This is a genomic window from Hungatella sp. SL.1.14 (genome assembly GCF_024460495.1).
Lineage (GTDB): Bacteria > Bacillota > Clostridia > Lachnospirales > Lachnospiraceae > Hungatella > Hungatella hathewayi.
Genome location: NZ_JANFYJ010000027.1, coordinates 1 through 22,120, shown reverse-complemented (window position 1 = coordinate 22,120; position 22,120 = coordinate 1). Strand labels below are relative to the sequence as shown.

Below are 22,120 nucleotides of genomic sequence, written 5' to 3'. Positions count from 1 at the left end.
GCCTCTTTATTTTTTTACACAGAAAGGCTTCGGCTAAAGATAAGTTTCTATTCCATTTTCCACCATGATTCTGTCTAATACCGAATCACAGATATCCATACACTCTGAAAGATACCGCGGCAAATTTGGTTTCGTGCTAAAATCCATCTTTGACAATTGAGTAAAAATAGGATTTTACCCAAAAAAAGAAGAACGCTTCCATTTTCGATACCTGAAAGCGTTCTTGTTTCATTTATAAAATCTCCATTTAATAATAAGTCAAATATGCCGGATGGCTTCTCATGATGCCCGGTCCCCGTCTGATCCGCCTTCTACAGGTACCCGGCCTGTAACTACATATTTCTTTTTATAGAAAGCCGTAGCAATACCATTAACAACACCAATCAGCATGATAATGATAATATATATAAATATCCTTGTGTACCCTGCATTTCCGTAGGTATCCATCCAGTGTCCATACATGGCGGCCTGGAACAGGTCCGGGCAGAAACCGATGGCACAGACAAAGCCAGCTGTAGAAGCCGCATAGCGGCATGGTATTTTTACCTCTGAAGGAACTGCAAACATGCCGCCCCTTGCTATATGTACCATAAATCCGATGACCAGAGTCATAGCGGTCAGAAGAACAGACGGTACTCCGGCAGGCATAAACATAAAAATAAGGGTAATGACTGCTGCAAATGCCAACACAGTCGAGATTACGGTGGATACTGAGTGTATTCTGTCACCCATATATCCTCCCAGTGGAGCTCCAATAATACGTATCCCATATGTCCTGATAATGGCAATTGCACCGGATCCAATTACAGTGGCACCCAGGACATTCGTAAAATATGGTGTAAAGTAGGACAGCGTCTGATATGTAGAATATGTGGCAAATACGGCAATACCTGCAAACCATGTACGCGGATCTTTAAATACCCCGATCCACTCTTTTACAGAAAGCTTTGTCTCTTCGCCTCCATCGGCAGATGATCCCGCTTTTTCAGGATTGGGAAGCAGGAAAATTAAAGCAACAGTTGCCAGCAGGCCAACTGCACCGTAGCTTATGATAACTGCCTTCAGTCCGGCCACGCCTCCCATGGCCCCGACAGCTACCTTAGCATAAAGCCCCAGAGCTACGAAATTAATGATAACGCTGGCAAGACCGCAGGCCGATTCGGTGAAACCAAAAATGGTTCCCTGGCTCTCCTCGTCCCCTACCAGGCGAACCAGTTTGGTGTGGGCAGGAAAGTATAGGATCAGGCCGGCCACTGCCAGCCCTGCCCATATAAAAACAGCAAATGCATAGCTCATTTTCATGGCCAGAAGAAAATCCAGTGCACAGGTAATAAACATCCCCAGTAAATAGACCTTCTTCGTATTAAATTTATCACTAAGCGCACCTCCCAAAGGCGCCAGCAGATTACCAATGCCAAAGATCGCGATCAGAAACCCCAGTTGGGTGTTACTAGCATGCAGAGCACCTGCAAGATCATCATAAAATACATATTGTACAAATGGTGTTGCATACACCACGGCAAAGGCAAGCCCCATAAAAAATACAATCAACAGTTGTCTGCCAGTGATGGATACTTTTGAATTAGACATAAAAGCCCTCCTCTCCGCTGTCCAGGCAGCGGTACTTTTTACTTTTTATTCACTTTATAGTAACTCATTCTTACTGATACGACTCTGTTCAAGTTTGAGCCGCCAGACATGCTAAAGCAATCGAGTTCATTTTAATTTCTGCAGTATCCGAGCGAGATCCAAGAATAACCGGATTAGATGCGCCCAATACAATCCCGGCCCAGGAGCTGTGACACAGATGGATCCAGGACTTTCCCATGATATTACCTGCCTCAATGTTAGGAAATATCACAAGATCCACATCCCCGGTGATCTTACTGTCAATCTTCTTATGAGCTGCCGCCTGGGGATCAAATGCAACATCAAAGGCAATCGGACCTTCTATGATACAGGGAAGAAAACCGTCTTCTGTTTTGACTGCTTCCACAAGTCCAGCTGCATCCATGGTGGAAGGTACTTTTGGATCTACCATCTCATTGGCAGTGAGGACTGCCACTTTTGGGGTATGGATTCCCATGTTTTCCACTGCATATAAAAGGTTTTTTAATATATCCTTCTTCTGCTCCAGACCGGGAGCAACATTGATCCCGCTGTCTGAGCAAAATAACAGCTTATGATATCCCGGCGCTTCATAGGCCGCCATCATGGAAAGCAGACGGCCTGTGCGAAGTCCCCACTCACGGTTAAGAATCCCCCGCATATAAATGCTTGTGTTGACAAGTCCCTTCATAAGAACCTGTGCATTACCATTATGGACTTCTCGAACAGCACGTTCCACTGCCTCTGTTTCCGTTTCAGCTCCCAATATCTCCGTTGGTACAAGATTTATCTGACGGCAGATATCTTCTATTTTCTCTTTATCACCAGTAAGAACCGGCTGGATAAAACCATCATCTACTGCCGCCTTTACCGCCAGAAGCAGTTCCGTATCAGCTGCTGCTGCCACACTGGCAACCAGAGGCCTGGAAGATTTAACCCGTTCCCGTAATTCCTTAAAATTTTTTATCATGTCCCATTCTCCTTAACCTAATTTATGTCTTTTACTCAGTCTGTGATCTATACTTTTACGTTCTTCATCCCCTATCCGCATAATGTATATCCCGAACATCGCCAATACAATAGACAGGAGGGGATTTACATAATTGAAAATTGCATATTTCCAATATTGAGACACGCTCATTCCCAACGTAGAAAGGATAAATACACCGCTAGTTGACCAGGGGATAAACACTTGAGTCAGTGTTCCCCCTTCTTCCAAAAGCCGGGATAACATTTCCGGTTTCAGTCCTCGTTTCTTAAAAGCGTCTTTATAGAGACTTCCGTTTATGACGATGGAAAGAAACACCTCCCCCATAGTCAGGGTACCAAGTGTGGTACTGGCTATAACCACCGGCACCATCATCTTATCACGCTTTACCTTATGGATCACTACTTCTATAATGCAGGGCAAATATCCCACATGTTCCATGACGCCTCCAAATGCAATAGCGATACAAGACAAGGAAAATGTATACATCATACTTTGTATGCCGCCGCGAAGCAGTAATTTATCGACCAGTTCTACTCCTGTAGGTTCTGTATATCCATAATTCAGCCCTGCAATAACCTCTTTTAAAGGATATCCCTGGTAGAATACTGCCACCAGAACTGCCAGAACTGTACCGATGGCCATACTTGGCACCGCCGGATATTTTCTCAAATTCAGTATCAGCAGTACAGCCATGGGAACGAGAACCAATGGACTGATGTGAAAGCGTCCGCCTATGGCTGCCAGAAATAACTCCACTGTATCCATGCTAAAATTTCCTCCCCGATAGGACAACCCAAGCACGGTAAACGCTATCAGAGTGATTATATAGGAAGGGAGGGTGGTTTTCCACATTGCACCTATATGAGCATACAAAGTAGTCTCCACAGCTGCCGGTGCCAGGTTTGTACTGTCAGAAATCGAAGACATTTTATCTCCGAAAAATGCTCCAGATATAACCATGCCTGCTGTAAGAGGGGCTGGTATTCCCAAACCGGTACCGATTCCCATCATAGCCAGGCCCATAGTGCCTACGGTTCCCCAGGATGTACCTATGGAAATTGATGTCAGGCTGCACAGAAGGAGACCTATCGGCAGAAAATAATCAGGGATGATGTACTGAAGTCCATAATAAATCAAAGCCGGTACTGTGCCTGAGAATATCAGGGAACTGATGATAACACCTATAAATATAAATATAATCATAGCCGCCAGCGCCTGCCCCAGTGATTTCTTCATACAGCCTACCAGATCCATGAAACTGTATCCCAGGGGGACGGATGCCAGGCATACGATTGCCAGCGCACAGAGCAGCATAATATGTATATCGTAGTCCAACAGGACAACACCAACCAACAGGACTGCTATGGCTGCTCCAAATACCACCATGGACATCCCTATACCGGGCTGTAGTTTTTCCTTATGGTTTTCATTCAATCCATACACCCTCTTCCCCTTTTATGCACCCTATTCATATTCTTTCGGTACTTCTTCTCCCCTGAGTACCCTTAATCCTCCAAGAGCAAGGGCTGTCATCTCAAATTCCCCTGCCACTACCTCTATAGGAGCCATAAAGCCAGTCATACGTCTGACTTCATTTACTACATACTCGGAATGGGCAATACCACCGGTTAGAACGATACAATCTACTTTGCCATCAAAAACGGCTCCGTAAGAACAGATTTCCTTTGCCACATTATATACAAATGCTTCATATACCAGTTTTGCTTTTTCATCTCCCTGGCTTATCCTGCGTTCCACTTCCTCGGCATCTTTTGTGCCCAGATAATCATAGATACCACCGGTACTGCTGATCTTATCTACCATCTCCTCATGAGTATATTTACCGGAATAACACAGTTCCACCAGGGGGTAGGTGGGAAGTCCGCCGCTCCGTTCCGGTGAAAAGGGGCCATTCGTACGCCCGCCGCTTCCGTCTACCATCTTTCCCTCTTTGTGAGCTACAATAGAATTTCCTGATCCAAGGTGGGCAACTATGAGATTGCTCTCCTCATATTTCTTACCGATGCGTTCTGCCGCCCAACGAGCGACCGCTTTCTGGTTCAGGGCATGAAACCAGCTGGGACGTTCCAGTTCTTCTATACCGGATATTCTGGCTACAGGCATAAGTTCATCCACTGATACAGGGTCTACGACAAAAGATGGAATTCCGATCTCGTCACCGATACTCTTAGCCAGGGCAGATCCCAGATTAGACGGGTGCTCACCATGAACAGCGTTTCGCAGATCCTCTACCATTTTGTTACTGACCCTGTACGTTCCTCCGGGGATTGGATTCATAAGTCCTCCCCTGCCCACTACACAGGACAGGTCACTGATCTCAATTCCTTCCTGACTGAGTGCATCCAGAATTAATTTTCTTCTATAATCAAATTGATCAAATACTCGTTTATATTCGCTCAGTTCCTCCTGGGTATGAGTAATGTTTAACTTCAGTATTTGTTTTTCATCTTCAAATACAGCAATCTTCGTGGATGTACCTCCAGGGTTGATGATTAACAGTTTCATTAAAAGTTTCATGACACAATTACCTCTCTTTCCATATTGGTGATCAATGTTGTTCTATTGTTCGGAACACCGTTCTATAAAAGAGATAAAAAGAAAGGAAACTTTTTCTGTTCCCTTCTTCAAATGTATTCATTCACTCACAGTAATGTTTATAATGAGCATAATAGCATAGCTTTATTCAATTGTCAAACACTATTTGTGCACATTCACCTTTTAGTATAACACTCCCTATTATGGTTCGTCATTTCTCCTAAAAATTGTTGGAAATTTCCTTGGCGATATTGCAGACTGCCTCGATCCTGTCCTCAATGTCGGAAGAAGTGATGCGGCTGGTTGGACCGGACAGACTGATAGCTGCCACTGCCTTCATATTCTGATCGAGAATAGGCGCGCCAATACAGGTAAGCCCTAATTCCTGTTCCTCGTGATCCATTGCATACCCTCTTCTCTTTACCTTAACCAGTTCCTCTTTCAGCTCATCGAGAGATGTAATCGTATTTGGTGTATAGCGGGTCAGCACTTTACCTTCGTAAAGAGACAGGTCAACCTTGTCTCCAAAGGCCAGCAGACATTTTCCCACAGAAGAACAGTGGCATTCACTAAGAGAACCTACTGGCGGGTTTACTGTCAGCATTTGCCTGTCATTCATCTCTTTCAATATAATAACACTATGGTATACATCTCCTGGATTATATTCCAGTATGGACACATTGACTACCTCATGAAATTTCTGATGCAGTCTGTGCGCATAGGGACGGATCACCTCCGGAATTCCCATCTTATTCTCCACACTTTTCCCTAGTATAAACAGCTGACTTCCCAACCAGTACTTCTCTGTCTCTGGATTCCTTTTGACGAATCCCTTTGCTTCCAGAGTTGACAGTGTACGGTAAATCGTACTCTTATACACTCCCATATCTGAGGCAATCTGTGTAATCCCTACCTCCTTCCCCTTTTTATTCAGATAAATCAGTAATTCTAACGCCCGATCCAACGCCTGAATTGTATCAGCCATTTTCTGTTTCCTCCTGTATCTCAGATCACACATTATGTGCAAAATTACCATTAGTCATATAATATTAAATACTATTTCTTCTGCCATGTCAAGGTTTATAGCCATCGCCCCGGTTAACAATGTTTCCCCCCGGTCTGCAGTTTTCTTCCCTCCTGTCTTTGTGCATTTATCACATATTTTCATCTGCATTTTTAGCGAAAAAGGATGTGGACATTTAAAATCAATCGGATATATAATTCTATACATCGGAACACCGTTCTATTGTATGGAACACTCAAAAAATTTTAAACAGGAGGTTTTTTTATGAAGGTCATTGTTAATAAAGACCGGTGCAAGGAATGTGGGTTGTGTATCCATCACTGTCCCAAACAGGCCATCAGTAAATGTAATACTCTGAACGCAGGCGGTTATTATCCTGTCCAGGTGGATGATGAGGCGTGTATCGCCTGTGGAATGTGCTATATCACATGTCCAGACGGTGTATTCTACATATCAGGAGATATAGAAGAGGAGGTTCAATGAAATGGCAGATATGATGAAAGGCAATGAAGCCATTGCAGAAGCAGCTGTAAGAGCTGGCGTTAAATTTTATGCAGGTTATCCTATTACCCCCTCCAGTGAAATCATGGAGTACCTGTCCTGGAGACTTCCAGAAACAGGCGGCAGTTTTGTTCAGGCAGAAAGTGAACTGGCCGGCATTAACATGGTAATCGGAGCCGCAGCATCCGGAGTCAGAGCATTGACTGCCTCCTCCGGACCAGGCATATCACTAAAACAGGAAGGAGTCTCTACCCTGTCCGATGAAGGGCTCTCTGCAGTGGTAATCACTCAAGTCCGGTATGGCAACGGACTTGGAACCCTGCTTTCCGCGCAGTGTGATTACAACCGTGAGACCAGAGGAGGCGGACACGGAGACTACAGATGTCTTGTGTTTGCACCATCTTCCGTTCAGGAGTTCGTAGATTTGATGCGTCCTGCCTATGAACTGGCCGAAAAATACCGGGTAGTATCTGTTATGATGGGAGAAGCAACGCTTGGACAGATGATGGAACCTGTGACGCTGCCGGAGTTTGTAGAACCAGAACGCACGCCCTGGGCGCTCAATGGGCATTATACATTTAAAAAAATCGGCATTTTCCAACGAGATTCCATGCAAGAGGCAGTTGAACTGGTTGAAAAATATAATACCATCAGAGAAAACGAGCAACGCTGGGCAGATGAGGGAATAGAGGATGCAGATTATGTATTCGTATCCTACGGCGTACCTGGCCGCAGTACCCTTGGGGCTGTCCGCGAACTGCGGGCCCAGGGTGAGAAGGTCGGAATTATTCGGCCCATCACCGTATGGCCGTTCCCGGAGAAAGCATTTCATAAGATTAATCCTGAAGTTAAGGGCATTATTACCGTTGAAGCCAATGCCACTGGACAATTAGTAGATGACGCGGCCCTCTATACAAAAAAAGCCCTGAAAGAACGCAATATTCCAGCTTATGCGCTTACATATGTATTTGGTACTCCGACAATCCGCAATATTAAAAAGGATTATTATGAAATTAAATCAGGCAATAAAAAGGAGGTATATTAAAATGTCAGCTTCCAAGAAAGAAAAAAAGGTTCCTGCACTGGTAGACAAACCAATGGACTTTTGTCCCGGTTGCGGTCATGGTATTATTAGCCGGCTGATCATGGAATGTCTGGATGAATTGAATCAGAATGATAATATCATCTTTCCTATTGGCGTGGGTTGTTCTTCGAATCTGGGTGCAGGCTTGGAATGTGACCGTCTTCATTGCTCACATGGCCGCGCAGGCGCCGTAGCAACAGGTATGAAACGAGTAAACCCGGACGTGTTGATCGTCTCCTATCAGGGTGACGGTGATGCGTATAATATTGGTATTGCAGAGACCTTCAACGCAGCATACCGTAATGAAAATATCACTGTGGTGGTAGTCAATAACACCAACTTTGGTATGACGGGAGGCCAGATGAGTCTGACTACCATGGAAGGCCAAAAGACTTCAACCAGCATATATGGACGTGACTGCAGCGTAACCGGTTATCCGCTGCGCTTCCCGGAAATGGTTGCCAGAGAATTCCCAAATGCTGCATATGCCGCCCGAGGTACCGTCACCAGTCCAGCTAAGATTAATCAGTTAAAAGGATATATAAAGAACGGCTTAATGGCACAAATGAATCACGAAGGCTATTCTGTCATAGAGGTACTATCCCCATGCCCGGTAAACTGGGGACTGACTCCAATCAAGGCTATGGAGCGTATTGAAAATGAGCTTGTTCCTTACTATCCTTTAGGTGAATTTAAAAAGAGAGAGGTGAAATAAACATGAAGGAAATCGTATTTGCAGGTTCCGGCGGTCAGGGTGTATTAACAGCCGGCCTGATTATCTCTGATATCGCCGCCAAAGAAGGCCTCAATGTAACCTGGGTACCTTCTTACGGCTCCGCCATGCGCGGCGGCACTGCCAACTGTACTGTGAAATACTGTGAAAATACCATATACAATCCATCCCAGGAAGAGCCTGACGTCCTTCTGGCCATGAACAATCCTTCTTTTAAGAAGTTTCTTCCCCTGGTTACTCCGGGCGGTATTGTTGTCATTGGTGATCTGGTTGATATTCCGGAGGATGCCAGAAAGGATGTCATCTATGTACGGGTACCCGCCACAGAGATATCCACTGACCAGGGGAATCCAAAGAGTGCCAATATCGTCATGACCGGGGCTATTGTCAAACTTATGGGAGACTTTTCAAAGGAAGCCGCCATAACAGCTATGAACCATATGTTTGAGAAAAAAGGAAAATCCCAATTCAGGGAAGCAAATGAAAAGGCTTTCGATGCGGGCTATGACGCTGTAGAGGTTATGGTACAGGATTCTTGTGTAAGATAATCTGTCAGCTGATCTTTCTATTCAGACAGGCATTAATTAATTTTTCTCTCCTAATTTGTGGATGCTTTATCTAGTAAAAAAATAAAAGCCCCCTTCAGGCCGGACCGCCATTTCCGGCCTGAAGGGGGTTTTTATTTTTTCCTGTTATTCATAGTCAGTACTGCAGACCACCTATCCCGCATTCTCCGCGGCAAACTGGCTGTTATACAAGGCCGCATAGTAGCCGCCCTTTGCCAGAAGCTCCTTATGGTTTCCTACCTCCTTGATATCTCCATGTTCCATATATACAATCAGTTCCGCGTCCTTAATCGTGGATAAACGGTGGGCGATGACGAAGCTGGTCCGTCCCTCCATCAGTTTGTTCATGGCCTTCTGGATTGCCACCTCAGTCCTTGTATCCACAGATGAGGTTGCCTCATCCAGAATCAGGATCTCCGGGTCAGACAGGAAGGCGCGGGCAATAGTAAGAAGCTGTCGCTGCCCCTGCGCGATATTGGAAGCGCCCTCATGAAGCTGCATCTCATAGCCTCCCGGCATGGACATGATAAATCCATGCGCGTGAGCAGCCCTGGCAGCGGCGATAACCTCCTCGTCGGTTGCCTCCAGTCTTCCGTAGCGTATATTATCTTTTATGGTACCAGCAAAAAGCCATGTATCCTGCAGCACCATGCCAATCATGGACCGAAGGGCCTCACGCTTCATATCCCGCACATCCACTCCGTCGATGGTAATGCTCCCTCCCTTTACATCGTAAAAGCGGAGAATCAGATTGACCAGCGTGGTCTTTCCTGCCCCGGTGGGGCCTACTATCGCAATCTTGTCGCCTGCCTGTACATGCAGATCCAAATCATGAATCAGGGTCTGCCCTTCTGTATAGCCAAACCGTACATGGCTGAAATCCACACAGCCTTCCGGGTTCTGGGGGAATTTAATATCTTCTGCCTCCGGCACCTCCTCCTGTTCATCCAGGAATTCAAAGACCCTTTGAGCTGCAGCCATAGTCGCCTGCATGATGTTGGCAATGTTGGATATCTGGTTGATGGGCTGGGAAAACTGCCGCAGATACTGGATAAAGGACTGAATCATCCCTATGCTTAACCTGCCGTTGATGCAGAGCCAGCCGCTGACCACCGCCACCCCCACATAGCCGATGTTGGTCAGCGCCTGTGTCAAGGGCATGATAATGCTGGAAGAAAACTGCGCTTTCCAGCCATTGTCGTAGAGACGGTTATTGATATCCTCAAAATTTGTAATGATATCTTCCTCTTTTCCGAAAGCGGCAATAACGTTCTGGCCGTTGTACATCTCCTCCACATAGCCGGTGAGATCCCCCAGCGCGGACTGCTGTCCCCGGAAATACCGCTGGGAATGCTTTACTACCTTCATACTCACCAGACCGCAAACCGGGATAACACAAACGCCGATCAGGGTCAGGATCGGGCTGACTACCAGCATCATCACAAAGATGAATACCATGGTACAGACCGCCGTGATAACCTGGCTGATGCTCTGCTGAAGAGAGGTATCTATGGTATCCACATCATTGGTGACGCGGCTCAGCACATCGCCGAACGTATTGCTGTCAAAATAGGCCAGGGGCAGACGGCGGATTTTCTTGTCCACTGCCATACGCAAATCATGCATGGTACGCTCTGCCACCCCTGCCACGATGTATTGGCCGGAATAGTTGAATAGAAAGGCCAGCAGATACACACAGCCCAATTGCAGCAGCACGGTGAGGAATGCCTGAAATCCCTGAAGGACACCTGCATCGTTCACCACCACGGCCACCAGCGCATCCATGGCCCGGCCAAGGGTATATGGTCCCTGGGTGGTAAACACGGCTCCCATGACCAGACAGACCACCATGAGAATGATTCTGATTCGATACGGTTTCATAAAACGGAACAGACGGCCCAAAGTTCCCCTGGTGTTGATTTTTTTATCTGTTTTACTGACAGTTCCCTGTTTCATGCACTCATCTCCTCCTCTGACAACTGGCTTCGGACGATTTCCTGATAGGTCTCACAGGTATTTAAAAGCTCCCTGTGCGTTCCGATTCCCATAACCTTCCCTTCATCCATGACGATAATCCGATCTGCATTCATGATCGTGCTGACACGCTGTGCCACGATTACCACGGTGGCGTTCTCCGTTTCCCTGGCCAAAGCCTGGCGCAGGGCTGAGTCCGTCTTGAAATCCAGCGCGGAAAAGCTGTCATCAAATACGTAAATCTCCGGTTTCCTGACAATGGCCCTGGCGATTGCCAGGCGCTGGCGCTGGCCGCCTGAAACATTGCTTCCGCCCTGAGCTATAAACGAGTCAAATCCCTCCGGTTTATCCTCGATGAAATCCGTGGATTGTGCAATGGCTGCAGCCTCCTTCACCCGCTCATCACTGGCCGAATCATCGCCGAAACGAATGTTTTCCATAATTGTTCCCTTAAACAGCAAGGCTTTCTGAGGTACATAACCAATTTTTTTGCGAAGGGTCTTGCGGTCATAGTCCTTTACATTGACTCCATCCACCAGGACCTCGCCCTCCTGCACATCATAAAAACGGGGAATCAATCCCACCAGAGCAGTCTTGCCGCTGCCCGTACTTCCGATGATGGCAGTTGTCTCTCCCGGCTTTGCCTCAAAACTGACATGGCTGACAGCCGGTTCCTTTGCCCCCGGGAAATAAAAGCTTACATCGCGGAAGGTCAGATAACCTCTCTGCCCCTCTGATGTTTTGGGAGCTTCCGGGTCCCCGATGGAATTTTCTGTATCCAGCACCTCACAGATACGGTCCGCCGAGGCGGCACATCTGGGGTACATAACGAAAATCATGGAAAGCATGGTAACAGACATCATGATCTGCATGACATACTGGATAATAGCCAGAATATCTCCCGGCATCACCGGCTCTGTGCCGGCTCCCTGGCCAGCACGCCACAGAAGTCCCACAACGGTCAGGTTTAATATCAGGATCAGGGATGGACCCATCAGTGACATGGCATGCATCATTTTCATGGCATTGTTCATCAGGTCCTTGTTGGCGCCGTCAAAACGCTTTTCTTCGTAATCCTCTGTCCCGAATGCCCGGATCACGCGGATGCCGGTAAGTTTTTCCCGCATGATCAGGTTGATCCGGTCAATCCTGGTCTGCATCTTTCTGGAAAGAGGCATCGCCCTCCTGCCTATCAGGCTGATGATCAGCACCATCACCGGCATGGATACCACAAGGATACTGGACATTTTCGGATTTTTGCTGTAAGCCAGTATGATGCCCATCACGCACATGATGGGAGCGGTCAGGATCACGCGCAGAAACATGACCATAAAATTCTGTACCTGGGTAATGTCATTGTTGGTACGGGTAATCAAAGACGCGGTTGAAAATGTGTCAATTTCTGCCTGGGAAAAGTATTCCACCTTGGAAAAAATCCGGCTCCTCACATTCCGCCCTAATCCCAGCGCAATTCTGGATGCAAAAAATCCTGTGGTGATATTGCATACCATACCCAGAATGGCAATTCCCAGCATGATGATGCCGGTGTGAAGAATATAATTCATATCCTTGTCCGCGATTCCCCTGTTAATGATGTCTGACAGATAGGTAGGAAGCCCCAGCGTGGCCCCTACTCCGGCTGCTACACTGACCAGCACGCACAGGAGTTCCAGCCGGAATGCTTTCAGTTCTGCAAATATTTTCTTCATGTTTTACCTCCTTGTTATTGCAAATAAAAATATCCGGAAAAGTGATCAGCTCTGCAAATACTTTTCCAGACATTTTAATCCCTTTAAAATAGTCTCCAGATCTTCCCTGCTCATGGTATCCTTCTCAGAATGGCTCCCCATCTGTTCCATCATGCTCTGAACCAGTGCCCGGCCTTTTTCGGTAAGAACCACATCTATAAAGCGGGCGTCCTTCTCATTCCTGGTCATTGTTATATGACCGGCCCGTTCCAGACGGCGGCAGAACATGGAGCAGTTTCCTTTCGTCACATGCAGACTCCGGCTCAGCTGGGTCAGATTCACCTGCCCATCTGCCAAAAAGAGATGATTGAGAACCCGTCCCTGCTCCGGGGTAATGCCAAATGGTCTGCACTTCTCCTCCACGCCTTCCCGGACAAGCCAGTTTACCTTGCGCAGCTCCTGAAACCACTGATCCTTAAAATTAATAAACGGCATATGGCCCCTTCCTCCTGATTCTTTCTTTTTATTCAGCCGGATATAGTTTATATGTAAACTATTATAGGATACCATTCCTGCTACAAAAAATATAGGGTGTGTTTATTAAATAAATATAAAAATTTAATAAATTTGCGCCGCTCACCTTACCTCTTCTGATCCCGGTTCCGGTTCTTCATCATACCGTTCACGGACAGTCGGCCTTCAAAAGCCGCTTATAGGTCCGTTCCATGCCAAACGCCCCTAACGGCGCAGTGATCAGAATCGCAAGCACAGCCACCGTAAGAACAATCTTTCCGCAGCCGAGCCCCATCGCCAGCGGCACTCCGCCGATAGCTGCCTGAACCGTCGCCTTCGGCATATATGCAATCATGCAGAAAAAACGTTCCTTCCGGTTCAGTTCCGTCTTCAGCAGACAACAGAATACGCCCGCCATACGGAAAATCAGCACGCCGAATATCAGGATCACGGCAGCCGCGCCTGCTTCCCATGCGTAACGGATATCCACGGTGGCACCCACCAAAACAAACAGAAGCACCTCAGCCGCTACCCACAGCTTGGAGTATTTGACCGAAAGACGCGCCGCCGCCTCATGCCGTTTTCTCTGCAGGGCAATTCCGATGCTCATAACAGCCAGCAGCCCTGAAAATGGCAGGCAGCCCTTCAGCCGGTTTTCCAGATCAATCATCAGGAACGAAATGCTTAAGAGAATTACTACCTTTGCAGAATCCCGGATATGGATCTTTTGAAAGAATCGCGCGAGTAAAACTCCGGTCACGCCTCCGACCGCAATTCCCGTTCCGATAGAAACCGGGATGGAGAGAACGCTGCCCGCAGAGAACCTTCCGCCCTGTGCCAGACCGGTAAATGCCGTAAACATGACAATGACAAATACGTCATCCACCGATGCACCTGCAAGAATCATCTGTGGAATACTCTTCCTGACTCCGTACCCCTTCTCCATCAGATTCAGCATCTTCGGAACAATCACGGCCGGGGACACTGCTCCTACCACCGCTCCCATAACAGCCGCATCCAGCATGGAGATTCCCAGAAGGCGGGGTGCCAAAAGAACCATCCCCACAATTTCAAAGCAGGCCGGAACAAAGCACATCAGTATGGCCGGCCGCCCTACTTTTTTTAAGTCCTGAATGTCCAGGGACAGACCTGCGCGCGTCAGGATAATGATCAGCGCAATCTGACGCAAATCCGCGGAAATTCCTAAAATAGAAGCATCCAGCATGTTTAAGGCATACGGCCCCAAAATCATGCCCGTCAGCAGCATTCCCAGCAGCCCGGGAAGTCTGATTTTCTGAAACGCCTGGCTCAGCAGCATCCCCAGAAGAAAAACCAGTGACAAACTTGTAAGCATAACAATATAACCTCCAAATCCCTTATTTTTATTTGCAGGACAGAACCGCGCTTTTGTAATACAAAAAGCTGATAACTCCTGCACAATGCAGAAGCCATCAGCTGTAATAAGCGGTTCTGGTAACATGTTCACTACCACGGGAGACCTCATTCCCGGGATATAGTATATCAAAGGGATGGCGGAAATGCAAGTATAAAATCCTGGCTAGCCTTCCACTGCAAAGGATTCTCCTGCCTCCTCTCCAAAACGGATCAGCCGTTCCTTCAGCCCTCTCCTGATCTCCTCATAATCCCTGTCATTGACAAGATTCACCGTTTCCAGCGGGTCACTGGCCAGATCAAAAAGATACTTTTCCTTATAAACCGTACTTCCGCTCTCCTTCCACGGATCACAGTCAGGAGCGTGAACCACGTATTTATACCGGTTTGTGCGCAGTGCGCGGCCCACAAAGCTCTCGCTGATCTGAATATAGACAGCCTCCTCCCAGTCGGGCTCTTCCGTCTCTGAGAGCGGCCGTCCCTGAAGCCCCAAAGGCGCCGTATCGTATCCGGCGGCGGACAGAATCGTCTTCGGCAAGTCTATCAGGCTCACCACCTTCTCCTCCCGCTTCCCTTTTTCAAATCCGTTCCCTTTAATCAGCAGCGGGACGTGTATGGTTCCCTCGAAGCTGTTGCGTTTATAGTCATCGTATCCACCTTTTTCGACCTCATCCGCGTGGGTGCGGAAATGGCAGCCATGGTCACTGCCGTAAATCACCATGGTATCCTCATAGATGCCCCGCGCTTTCAGCGCATCTACGACACGGCCGAAATTCCAGTCCAGGGCGTGGCAGCACCCCAGATAATCAGGGTAGAATTGCTCCCAGTCTCCCTTCCCCGGCGTTAAATCAGGAGGCGGAACAAAACCGGCGAACTGTTCTCTGCTGCCGTCCGGCCCCTCATAATCCCCCCTGTCATTCTGATGGTGCGGTTCAATATGGGAAATCATCAGAAAAAACGGTTTCTCATCTTCATATTCCTCGATATAACGCACCGCATAATCGGTCAGACAGTCGGTCCGGTAGCCGGTAAAATCCAGCTTATTCCCGTCCTTGTCAAAGATGTATCCGCCATACCCGTGGGAAGTGAATTCCAGCACATCGGCCGCCATCCAGTAGTCGTCGTAACCACCGCGCCTCTCGGCCGGAACCGCAATCGTCTCATAATGGTTCTCCTCTTCATCGGAAGCCAGATGCCATTTTCCTACGTAAGCCACCCGGTACCCCGCCTCCCGCAGATACCTTGCCAGAGTCTTCTGGTTCAGGGGCAGGGAAACCGCATTGCGGTAGCAGCCGGTCTGTGTGGGGTACAGTCCGGTCTGAAGCATGGCTCTGGCCGGCCCGCATACCGGCTGGGGTGTAAATGCACTTGCAAAATTCACCGCATCCTCACAGGCAAACCGGTCCAGTCTCGGCGTTACCGGAAGAGGCTGGCCGTTGCAGCCCAGCGTATCCGCCCGCTGCTGGTCCGAAAAGAAAAATACGATATTCTGTCTCTGTTTCATACACTGCCTCCTATTCTTTTACCGCACCGGCCGTCAGACCGGCAATCATATACTTCTGAAGAAAAATAAAGATAATGAGGATCGGAACTGCTGCCCCCACGGCAGCAGCCATCACACGGCCCCAGTCGTAGTTATACTCGCCTAAATACGTCATGGCGATACCGGAAGCCAGCGTCCTCATCTCCGTCTTATTCACAAGGGTTAAACCCCACAGGAAATCTTCCCAGGAAATCAGGAAGGAATAAAGGCCCACAGCCAGAATTCCGGGTTTGACCAGCGGAAGAATCACCTGTACCAGGGTTCTTCCCTTGGAACAGCCGTCAATGTAGGCCGCTTCCTCCAGAGACTTGGAAATCGTATCAAAAAAGCCTTTCAGGATCCACACCGACATGGGCAGCGCATTGGTAGAGCAGGCCAGAACCAGCGCCGTATACGTATTTAACAGCCCCAGGCGGAAATACATGTTGTAAAGAGCAATTAAAAGCGTCATGGCCGGAAACATCTGTGTGGAGAGAAACAGCATCATCACGAACTTGTCGCCCTTAAACCGGTACCGGGAAAATGCATAGGCTGCCAGCACTGCCAGCGTCAGCGTCACCAGCGTGGTGATGCCCGAGACGATAATATTATTCTTATAAAAAATCAGGAATTTTCCATCAGTCAGGATTCCTTTATAATTGGCCAGAGTCGCATTTACCGGCAGAAACTGAGGCGGCAGGCGCAAAATCGCCTCATTGGGTTTTAAGGATGTGAGAAGCATCCAGTAAATGGGAAATACGAAGCAGAGCGTGGCGGCCAGAATCGCCGCGTACATAAGAATTTTCCGATAAGTTTTCTTCTTCATTCGCCCACCTCCTAATATTCCACTTCTTTGGAAGAAAGAACCCTGTTATAAATGGTAGAAAAAATCACCAGGAACACAAGCCAGCAGACTCCGATGGCCGCGCCTTTTCCCAGATTGAAGCCCGAGAACGCCGTCTCATACGTATACAGCGGCAGTGTGGTGGTCGCGCGGACCGGACCGCCTCCCGTCATGGTAAAGAACAAGACGAACATCTGGAAATTGGAGACAATGGAGGTCAGCGTCACGGTCTTCACCACCGGCATGATGCACGGAACCGTAATACACCAGAATTTCTGTACTCCTGTGGCACCGTCGATCTCCGCAGCCTCCTTTAAATCTTCCGGTACGGTCTGAAGCCCTGAGAGAAGCATGATCATCATCAGGGGCATCTGTTTCCACACTGCGGAAATGATAACGCCCAGCATGGCCGTCTTCGGGCTTCCCAGGACACTGTAGTCTCCCAGCCCCAGTAAGTAATTGACAATGCCGTACTGCGGCTGGAAGATGAACATCCAGGTAACCGCCACCACCAGCGACGGGATCGTCCACGGAAGGAACAAAAGGCTCCGGAACACCTTTCTCCCCTTTAAGCTTCCGCTGTTTAACAGCAGAGCCACCCCCAGACCTATAAAAAACTGGGCAAATACCGTACCGCACACATAGACCAGCGTTCTTCCAAAGGTCCGTATAAACTCAGCATCGGAAAAGACCGCTTTGTAATTTGAAAAATGATTCCATTTAATATTGCCCATATCCAGCAGATTGTAATGAAAGAAGCTCATTCCAACCACGACAAAGACCGGGATGATGATGGTGACTGTCAGCATGGCCAGGGCGGGCACTAAAAGCATCACCATAAACCAGTTTATTTTTTTCTTTTTCCTCGTATTTTCACCCATATTGCAACCTCCAATAGATACAAAGGGAGCGGATGCAGGATGATCTGCAGCCGCTCCTGATTATCACGGTGACTCGTGCGCAGAGCGTGCGAGTGATCGTTCAGACTGATGAGTTCTGTTCCATTCTTATTGTCCGTACATTTCTTTGATCGTCTTATTGGTCTCTTCCAGCACGGTCTTAATATCTTCATTATTGACAACGATTCGCTCAATCGCCTTTGTCACTTCATTCATGGCATTGTCAAACATCGCGTTGGTAGCCGGAAGCGGGCTGGCAGTCTCAGACTGTTTGTTGAACACTTCCATGAAGGAATCCTCGTTCATCTCCGGAAGAGTCGCAATGGATTTTCTTGCAGACAGAACTGCATTGGATTTATGGTATTTCACCATGGCATCCTTGCTGATTAAGTATTCGACCAGACGGACAGCCGCTTCTTTATGCTCTGATTTTGCAAATACGCCAAGCTGGTGCTCCGTATAAACGGTCTCACTGCGTCCGGTCTTTCCCGTCGGAATTACAGCGATTCCCATCTTTTTATCAAATTCCTCGCCCAGTCCGCTGCTGCTTCTGAAAGCGCCGCGTCCCATGTCGCCGTCGAAGATGATACCGATCTGGCCTGATGCAAATAAACCTCTTAAATCCTTAATTTCCAGACCTGCCGGAATCACTTTTTCATCTACCAGCTGTTTGGTCCAGGTAAGCGCCTCCACATTGCCCTCGTTATTCAAATCAACGTTTTTGTTCTCATCAACGAAGTGACCGCCGTACGTATAGAAAATACCGTTAAATACGGTACCGGTATGGGCTACCTTGCCGGTTGGAATTCCCAGGCCGTAGAGCGTGTTGCCCGCTTCGTCCTTTCCGAGTTTGGCAATGGCTCTCGCCGCCTCCGTCATCTCATCCCACGTTGCAGGTGCCTTCTCCGGATCTAAACCGGCTTTCGTAAATAAGTCCTTATTGTAATACATGGCAATGGGATGGGGTGCCCAGGACAATGCTTTTACTTTTCCGTCATAGGTCGTTCCTGATAAATAACCAGGGTAAATATCGTCGAGCACTTCCTTCGATGCCAGATCGTCGAGTTCCGCCAGAATTCCCGCTCCGTTAAAGGCGCTCATCATCTGGGAATTTCCCATAATGACATCGGCCGCATTGCCGGAGGTTCCTGCGATCAGGACCTGATCCTTATACTGGTTGAACGGGATTGCCTGAGATTCTACCTTAATATCCGGATTGGCTGCCATAAAATCATCCAGCAGTTCTTTAAAAATAGCGGATGTGGCATCCTCTGCCTCCAGCCAGTTGCTTATGGTGATCGTCACCTGTTCCCCGGCTGGGGCTTCGCCTTTAGTCTCTTCTCCCTTTGTCTCTTCTTTTTTTGTCTCTGCCGGTGCGGCAGTCGTCTCCTTCGGCGCGGCGGTTGTGACTGATGCACTGTTTCCTCCGCATCCACTTAAAGCTAATCCACTGACCATAACGGCCGACAGTACAACAGCAAGCGTTTTTTTCATATTAAATCCTCCTTTTTTCTATTTCGGTCTGTTTCATTCCGCTTAACTTTTATACTCTCATTATAACAGAGGCTGATCAAAAGAGAAGGGACCCAAATTTTTGTTTTAGTGCTGTTTTTATAGTTTTTCATTATATCTCACGTATTTATTGTGCACATTATCTTTCTCCATTGGGTGTGACTCCGTATTTCTCCTTATAGATTCGTGCAAAATGCTTCGTACTGCTGTATCCTACCATCTCTGCGATATTCACTATTTTTAAATCCGTATTGAGAATCAGCTTTCTCGCCTTTTCCATGCGTAAGTCCGTTACGTAATCAATGTACTTCTTACCCGTCTGCTTCTTAAACAGCGTGGAAAAATAGGCGGTATTCATATGAACCACCTGACTGACCTCCTCCAGACTGATGTTGCGGTAAAAATTATTTTCGATATACTGAACTGCCCTGCCGATGCTTCCGCTCTCCTCCGGCGACGTTTTCTTCTCTTCCTCTACCTCCTCCGGCTCCTTAATGCCCAGGAGGCGCGACACGCAGTCTGTCAGTTCAAAACGGTTCACCGGCTTTAGAATGTATTCCCGGACTCCGCACCGGATTGCTGTCCTGGCATACTCAAAATCCCGGTAAGCGCTGATCACCACATACTGTGCCGTGATTCCGTCGGCCTGGGCCTTCTCAATCATGGCCAGCCCATCTAACACCGGCATGCGGATATCCGTGATTACCGCGTCCGGATTCCACACCGCCATGGTCTTATACCCCTCCATACCGTCACTGCATTCCCGTATCTCCATATCCCTGTAACAGGTTTCCAGAATTTTTCTGATTCCCTGCCGTATGATGGCCTCGTCGTCACAAATCAAAATCTTTCTCATCGTTCTCTTCCCCCTCTTTTCGCAGTGGAATTCTCAATGAAACAATCGTTCCAATGCCTTTCCCCGAGCGCAGCGTCACCCGGCTGTTTTCCCCAAACAGAAGCTTAAGACGCCTGCTTAAATTCCTGAGAGCAAAACAATCCAGCGTCTCCTCCTGGTTATCCGGCATCAGCAGCTCCCGTATTCTGGCAATTCGCTCCGCCGGAACCGCCATACCATCGTTAAATATTCTGATAACGAGAAATCCCCGCCGTTTCAGAACAGAAACCAGGAGACGCTTGTGCTCCGGCGTGTCCTCGAATCCATGCTTAAATGCATTTTCCACCAGCGGCTGCATGGTCAGCCTCGGTATCTTTTCCGCCATACACTCCTCATCGATGGAGTACTCCACCAGAAAACGGTCCGGGAAACGGATTTTCTGTATGGTCACAAAATTCCGCACATTCTCGACCTCTTCTCTGACCGCCACAAGAGTGGACGGCTCCATGGAATACCGCATCATCAGGGAAAATGCCTGTGCCATATCTACAATCTCATAATGATCCCGAATCAGGGCCAGCATGGAGATGCTCTCCAGCGTATTGTAGATAAAATGAGGGTTAATCTGACTCTGAAGCGCCCTTAAGGTGGCCTGCTGGCTCTCGATTTTAACCAGATATTCGCTTTCAATCAGACGCTTCATATCCTTTACCATAGTATTTAAGCTCTGCACCAGTTCCCCGATCTCATCGGGATGATCATCACAGACAACCACGTCTAAATTCCCCTTGGCGATCTCCCTCGTCGCATCACGCAGCGTGATGATTCTCCTGGAAAACCAGTCTGCCAGCAGCTTGTCAATGAGATAGATCAGGATAATAAGTACCACCATACCGATCAGAAAGTAAACCAGGGCTGCGCCATAGCCTCTCTGCAGCTCCTTTAACTGCAGTCTGAACTCCACATTCTGCCCCAGCGCCGTGGAAAAAGAGTACAGCGGAACAAAATGGCCGCCCTCCCTGTAGGCATCAGATACAATCTCCTGTCCATTACAGATGATCTCATCTCCGCTGCCCTCCACCAGATTGTAAAACGGCTGAATCATCTTCTTTTTATCCAGCTCCACATAGACCAGCCCCTGGACCTCTCCGTTTTTGACGCTGACAATATTGGACGCCAGAATCCAGACGGGCCGCCCGTCCTGCAGGGAGTTCCCATCCTCGCGGACAAAGGACGCCTCCCCTGACAGCAGCGCTTCAAACCAGGGAGCACCGGAGCAGGCCAGCCCTAAATCCTGATCGGAAAAGTCTCTGGAAAAGGTCTGATTGGCATCCTTGATATAAATGGATATCGTACCCGTTCGTCTGCCCACCGTACTCATATTGGTCAGGCGGTTTCTGATAAAATCCCTTAAATCCAGTTTTTCCTTATAGGTCCCGGTCACGTAATTATCGATGGCATTCTGTACATTAATATCCGTCACCATCAAATTCATGCCTTCCTGCGCCTGCGCGAAATACGAATCCAGTTCCTCCACCGTCTTATCTAAAAGCATCTGTGACTGGCGTTTTGAATTCTCCACACTGACATTTGTGAACACGAAAAAAACAATGGCAAATATAATCATAATCGGTATAATTGCCACCACCCATGTCGACAGCGTAAGTTTTTTCTGAATGGACGCGTCACGATAGCGCCCCATTTTCCAGATCTTTTTCATAAAATTTCGGCTCATTTCTTTCATGGTTTCTATTATATCATCTCGGGCTGGAAAAGACAATTTACCCGGTGTATCACGGCCGTGAAGCTGAAAAGAGCCGGGTATCCTGAATACAGCATACCCGGCTCCTGTAAAGTTCCATATTCTATTTTTTCTTC

19 protein-coding genes and 1 riboswitch are annotated in these 22,120 nt (G+C 47.9%); of the genes, 4 read left to right on the top strand and 15 right to left on the bottom strand.

Features of this window, described 5'->3' with window-relative positions; genetic code table 11:
* Positions 1-279 precede the first annotated feature (279 nt).
* The 5 genes from NE473_RS24035 to NE473_RS24015 form a co-directional block, all read right to left on the bottom strand.
* Positions 280-1,590 (bottom strand): MFS transporter, encoded by a 1,311-nt coding sequence (locus tag NE473_RS24035; protein ID WP_055651292.1) that lies wholly within the window; start codon positions 1,588-1,590, stop codon positions 280-282.
* Positions 1,591-1,678: 88 nt separating this feature from the next.
* Positions 1,679-2,578 carry a phosphate acyltransferase gene (locus NE473_RS24030; protein WP_055651293.1) on the bottom strand — a complete coding sequence of 300 codons (900 nt, stop codon included), beginning with the start codon at positions 2,576-2,578 and terminating at the stop codon, positions 1,679-1,681.
* Positions 2,579-2,590: 12 nt separating this feature from the next.
* Positions 2,591-4,042 carry a Na+/H+ antiporter NhaC gene (gene nhaC, locus NE473_RS24025; protein ID WP_242866197.1) on the bottom strand — a complete coding sequence of 484 codons (1,452 nt, stop codon included), beginning with the start codon at positions 4,040-4,042 and terminating at the stop codon, positions 2,591-2,593.
* Between the two features lie 21 nt (positions 4,043-4,063).
* The gene (gene buk, locus NE473_RS24020) at positions 4,064-5,125 is read right to left on the bottom strand and encodes a butyrate kinase (RefSeq protein WP_055651306.1); all 1,062 of its coding nucleotides are present in this window, start codon (positions 5,123-5,125) and stop codon (positions 4,064-4,066) included.
* Between the two features lie 250 nt (positions 5,126-5,375).
* Positions 5,376-6,140 (bottom strand): IclR family transcriptional regulator, encoded by a 765-nt coding sequence (locus NE473_RS24015; protein ID WP_055651295.1) that lies wholly within the window; start codon positions 6,138-6,140, stop codon positions 5,376-5,378.
* 303 nt (positions 6,141-6,443) lie between these two features.
* Between NE473_RS24015 and NE473_RS24010 the strand changes: the two genes are divergently transcribed.
* From NE473_RS24010 to NE473_RS23995, 4 genes are read left to right on the top strand one after another with little or no spacing between them, the layout of a single operon-like run.
* A complete protein-coding gene (locus NE473_RS24010) occupies positions 6,444-6,662 on the top strand; it encodes a 4Fe-4S dicluster domain-containing protein (protein WP_006774643.1) in 219 nt (72 codons plus the stop codon).
* Position 6,663: 1 nt separating this feature from the next.
* A complete protein-coding gene (locus NE473_RS24005; RefSeq protein ID WP_022031242.1) occupies positions 6,664-7,725 on the top strand; it encodes a keto/oxoacid ferredoxin oxidoreductase subunit beta in 1,062 nt (353 codons plus the stop codon).
* 1 nt (position 7,726) lies between these two features.
* Entirely contained in the window at positions 7,727-8,479 is a 753-nt protein-coding gene (locus tag NE473_RS24000; RefSeq protein ID WP_022031243.1) for a thiamine pyrophosphate-dependent enzyme, read from the top strand.
* Positions 8,480-8,481: 2 nt separating this feature from the next.
* Positions 8,482-9,045: a 2-oxoacid:ferredoxin oxidoreductase subunit gamma family protein gene (locus NE473_RS23995; protein WP_006774646.1), complete on the top strand. Its 564-nt coding sequence runs from the start codon at positions 8,482-8,484 to the stop codon at positions 9,043-9,045.
* A gap of 171 nt (positions 9,046-9,216) precedes the next feature.
* On the opposite strand, the gene NE473_RS23990 is transcribed toward NE473_RS23995, so the two are convergent.
* The 10 genes from NE473_RS23990 to NE473_RS23945 all read right to left on the bottom strand — a co-directional run bounded on the left by NE473_RS23990 (position 9,217) and on the right by NE473_RS23945 (position 21,962).
* The gene (locus tag NE473_RS23990) at positions 9,217-11,019 is read right to left on the bottom strand and encodes an ABC transporter ATP-binding protein (RefSeq protein ID WP_055651296.1); all 1,803 of its coding nucleotides are present in this window, start codon (positions 11,017-11,019) and stop codon (positions 9,217-9,219) included.
* On the bottom strand, positions 11,016-12,746 hold the full coding sequence (locus tag NE473_RS23985; protein ID WP_006774648.1) for an ABC transporter ATP-binding protein: 1,731 nt from the start codon (positions 12,744-12,746) through the stop codon (positions 11,016-11,018). Before NE473_RS23985 ends, NE473_RS23990 begins: the two co-directional genes overlap by 4 nt.
* Before the next feature lie 45 nt (positions 12,747-12,791).
* Positions 12,792-13,220, bottom strand: a complete 429-nt coding sequence (locus tag NE473_RS23980; protein ID WP_022031246.1) for a MarR family winged helix-turn-helix transcriptional regulator — start codon at positions 13,218-13,220, stop codon at positions 12,792-12,794.
* Between the two features lie 187 nt (positions 13,221-13,407).
* Positions 13,408-14,592, bottom strand: coding sequence for a cation:proton antiporter (locus tag NE473_RS23975; RefSeq protein ID WP_039892014.1), 1,185 nt, complete (start codon positions 14,590-14,592; stop codon positions 13,408-13,410).
* A gap of 81 nt (positions 14,593-14,673) precedes the next feature.
* Positions 14,674-14,755, bottom strand: a riboswitch (Fluoride riboswitch).
* 41 nt (positions 14,756-14,796) lie between these two features.
* Positions 14,797-16,134, bottom strand: coding sequence for a sulfatase family protein (locus tag NE473_RS23970; RefSeq protein WP_055651297.1), 1,338 nt, complete (start codon positions 16,132-16,134; stop codon positions 14,797-14,799).
* A gap of 10 nt (positions 16,135-16,144) precedes the next feature.
* Positions 16,145-16,978, bottom strand: a complete 834-nt coding sequence (locus tag NE473_RS23965; RefSeq protein ID WP_006771279.1) for a carbohydrate ABC transporter permease — start codon at positions 16,976-16,978, stop codon at positions 16,145-16,147.
* An 11-nt stretch (positions 16,979-16,989) separates the two neighbouring features.
* Positions 16,990-17,877 carry a carbohydrate ABC transporter permease gene (locus NE473_RS23960; protein ID WP_006771278.1) on the bottom strand — a complete coding sequence of 296 codons (888 nt, stop codon included), beginning with the start codon at positions 17,875-17,877 and terminating at the stop codon, positions 16,990-16,992.
* A gap of 126 nt (positions 17,878-18,003) precedes the next feature.
* Entirely contained in the window at positions 18,004-19,389 is a 1,386-nt protein-coding gene (locus tag NE473_RS23955) for an ABC transporter substrate-binding protein (RefSeq protein ID WP_055651298.1), read from the bottom strand.
* A gap of 157 nt (positions 19,390-19,546) precedes the next feature.
* Entirely contained in the window at positions 19,547-20,263 is a 717-nt protein-coding gene (locus tag NE473_RS23950; protein WP_055651299.1) for a response regulator transcription factor, read from the bottom strand.
* Positions 20,241-21,962, bottom strand: a complete 1,722-nt coding sequence (locus tag NE473_RS23945) for a sensor histidine kinase (RefSeq protein ID WP_055651300.1) — start codon at positions 21,960-21,962, stop codon at positions 20,241-20,243. The genes NE473_RS23950 and NE473_RS23945 overlap by 23 nt, the downstream gene beginning before the upstream one ends.
* Positions 21,963-22,120 lie beyond the last annotated feature (158 nt).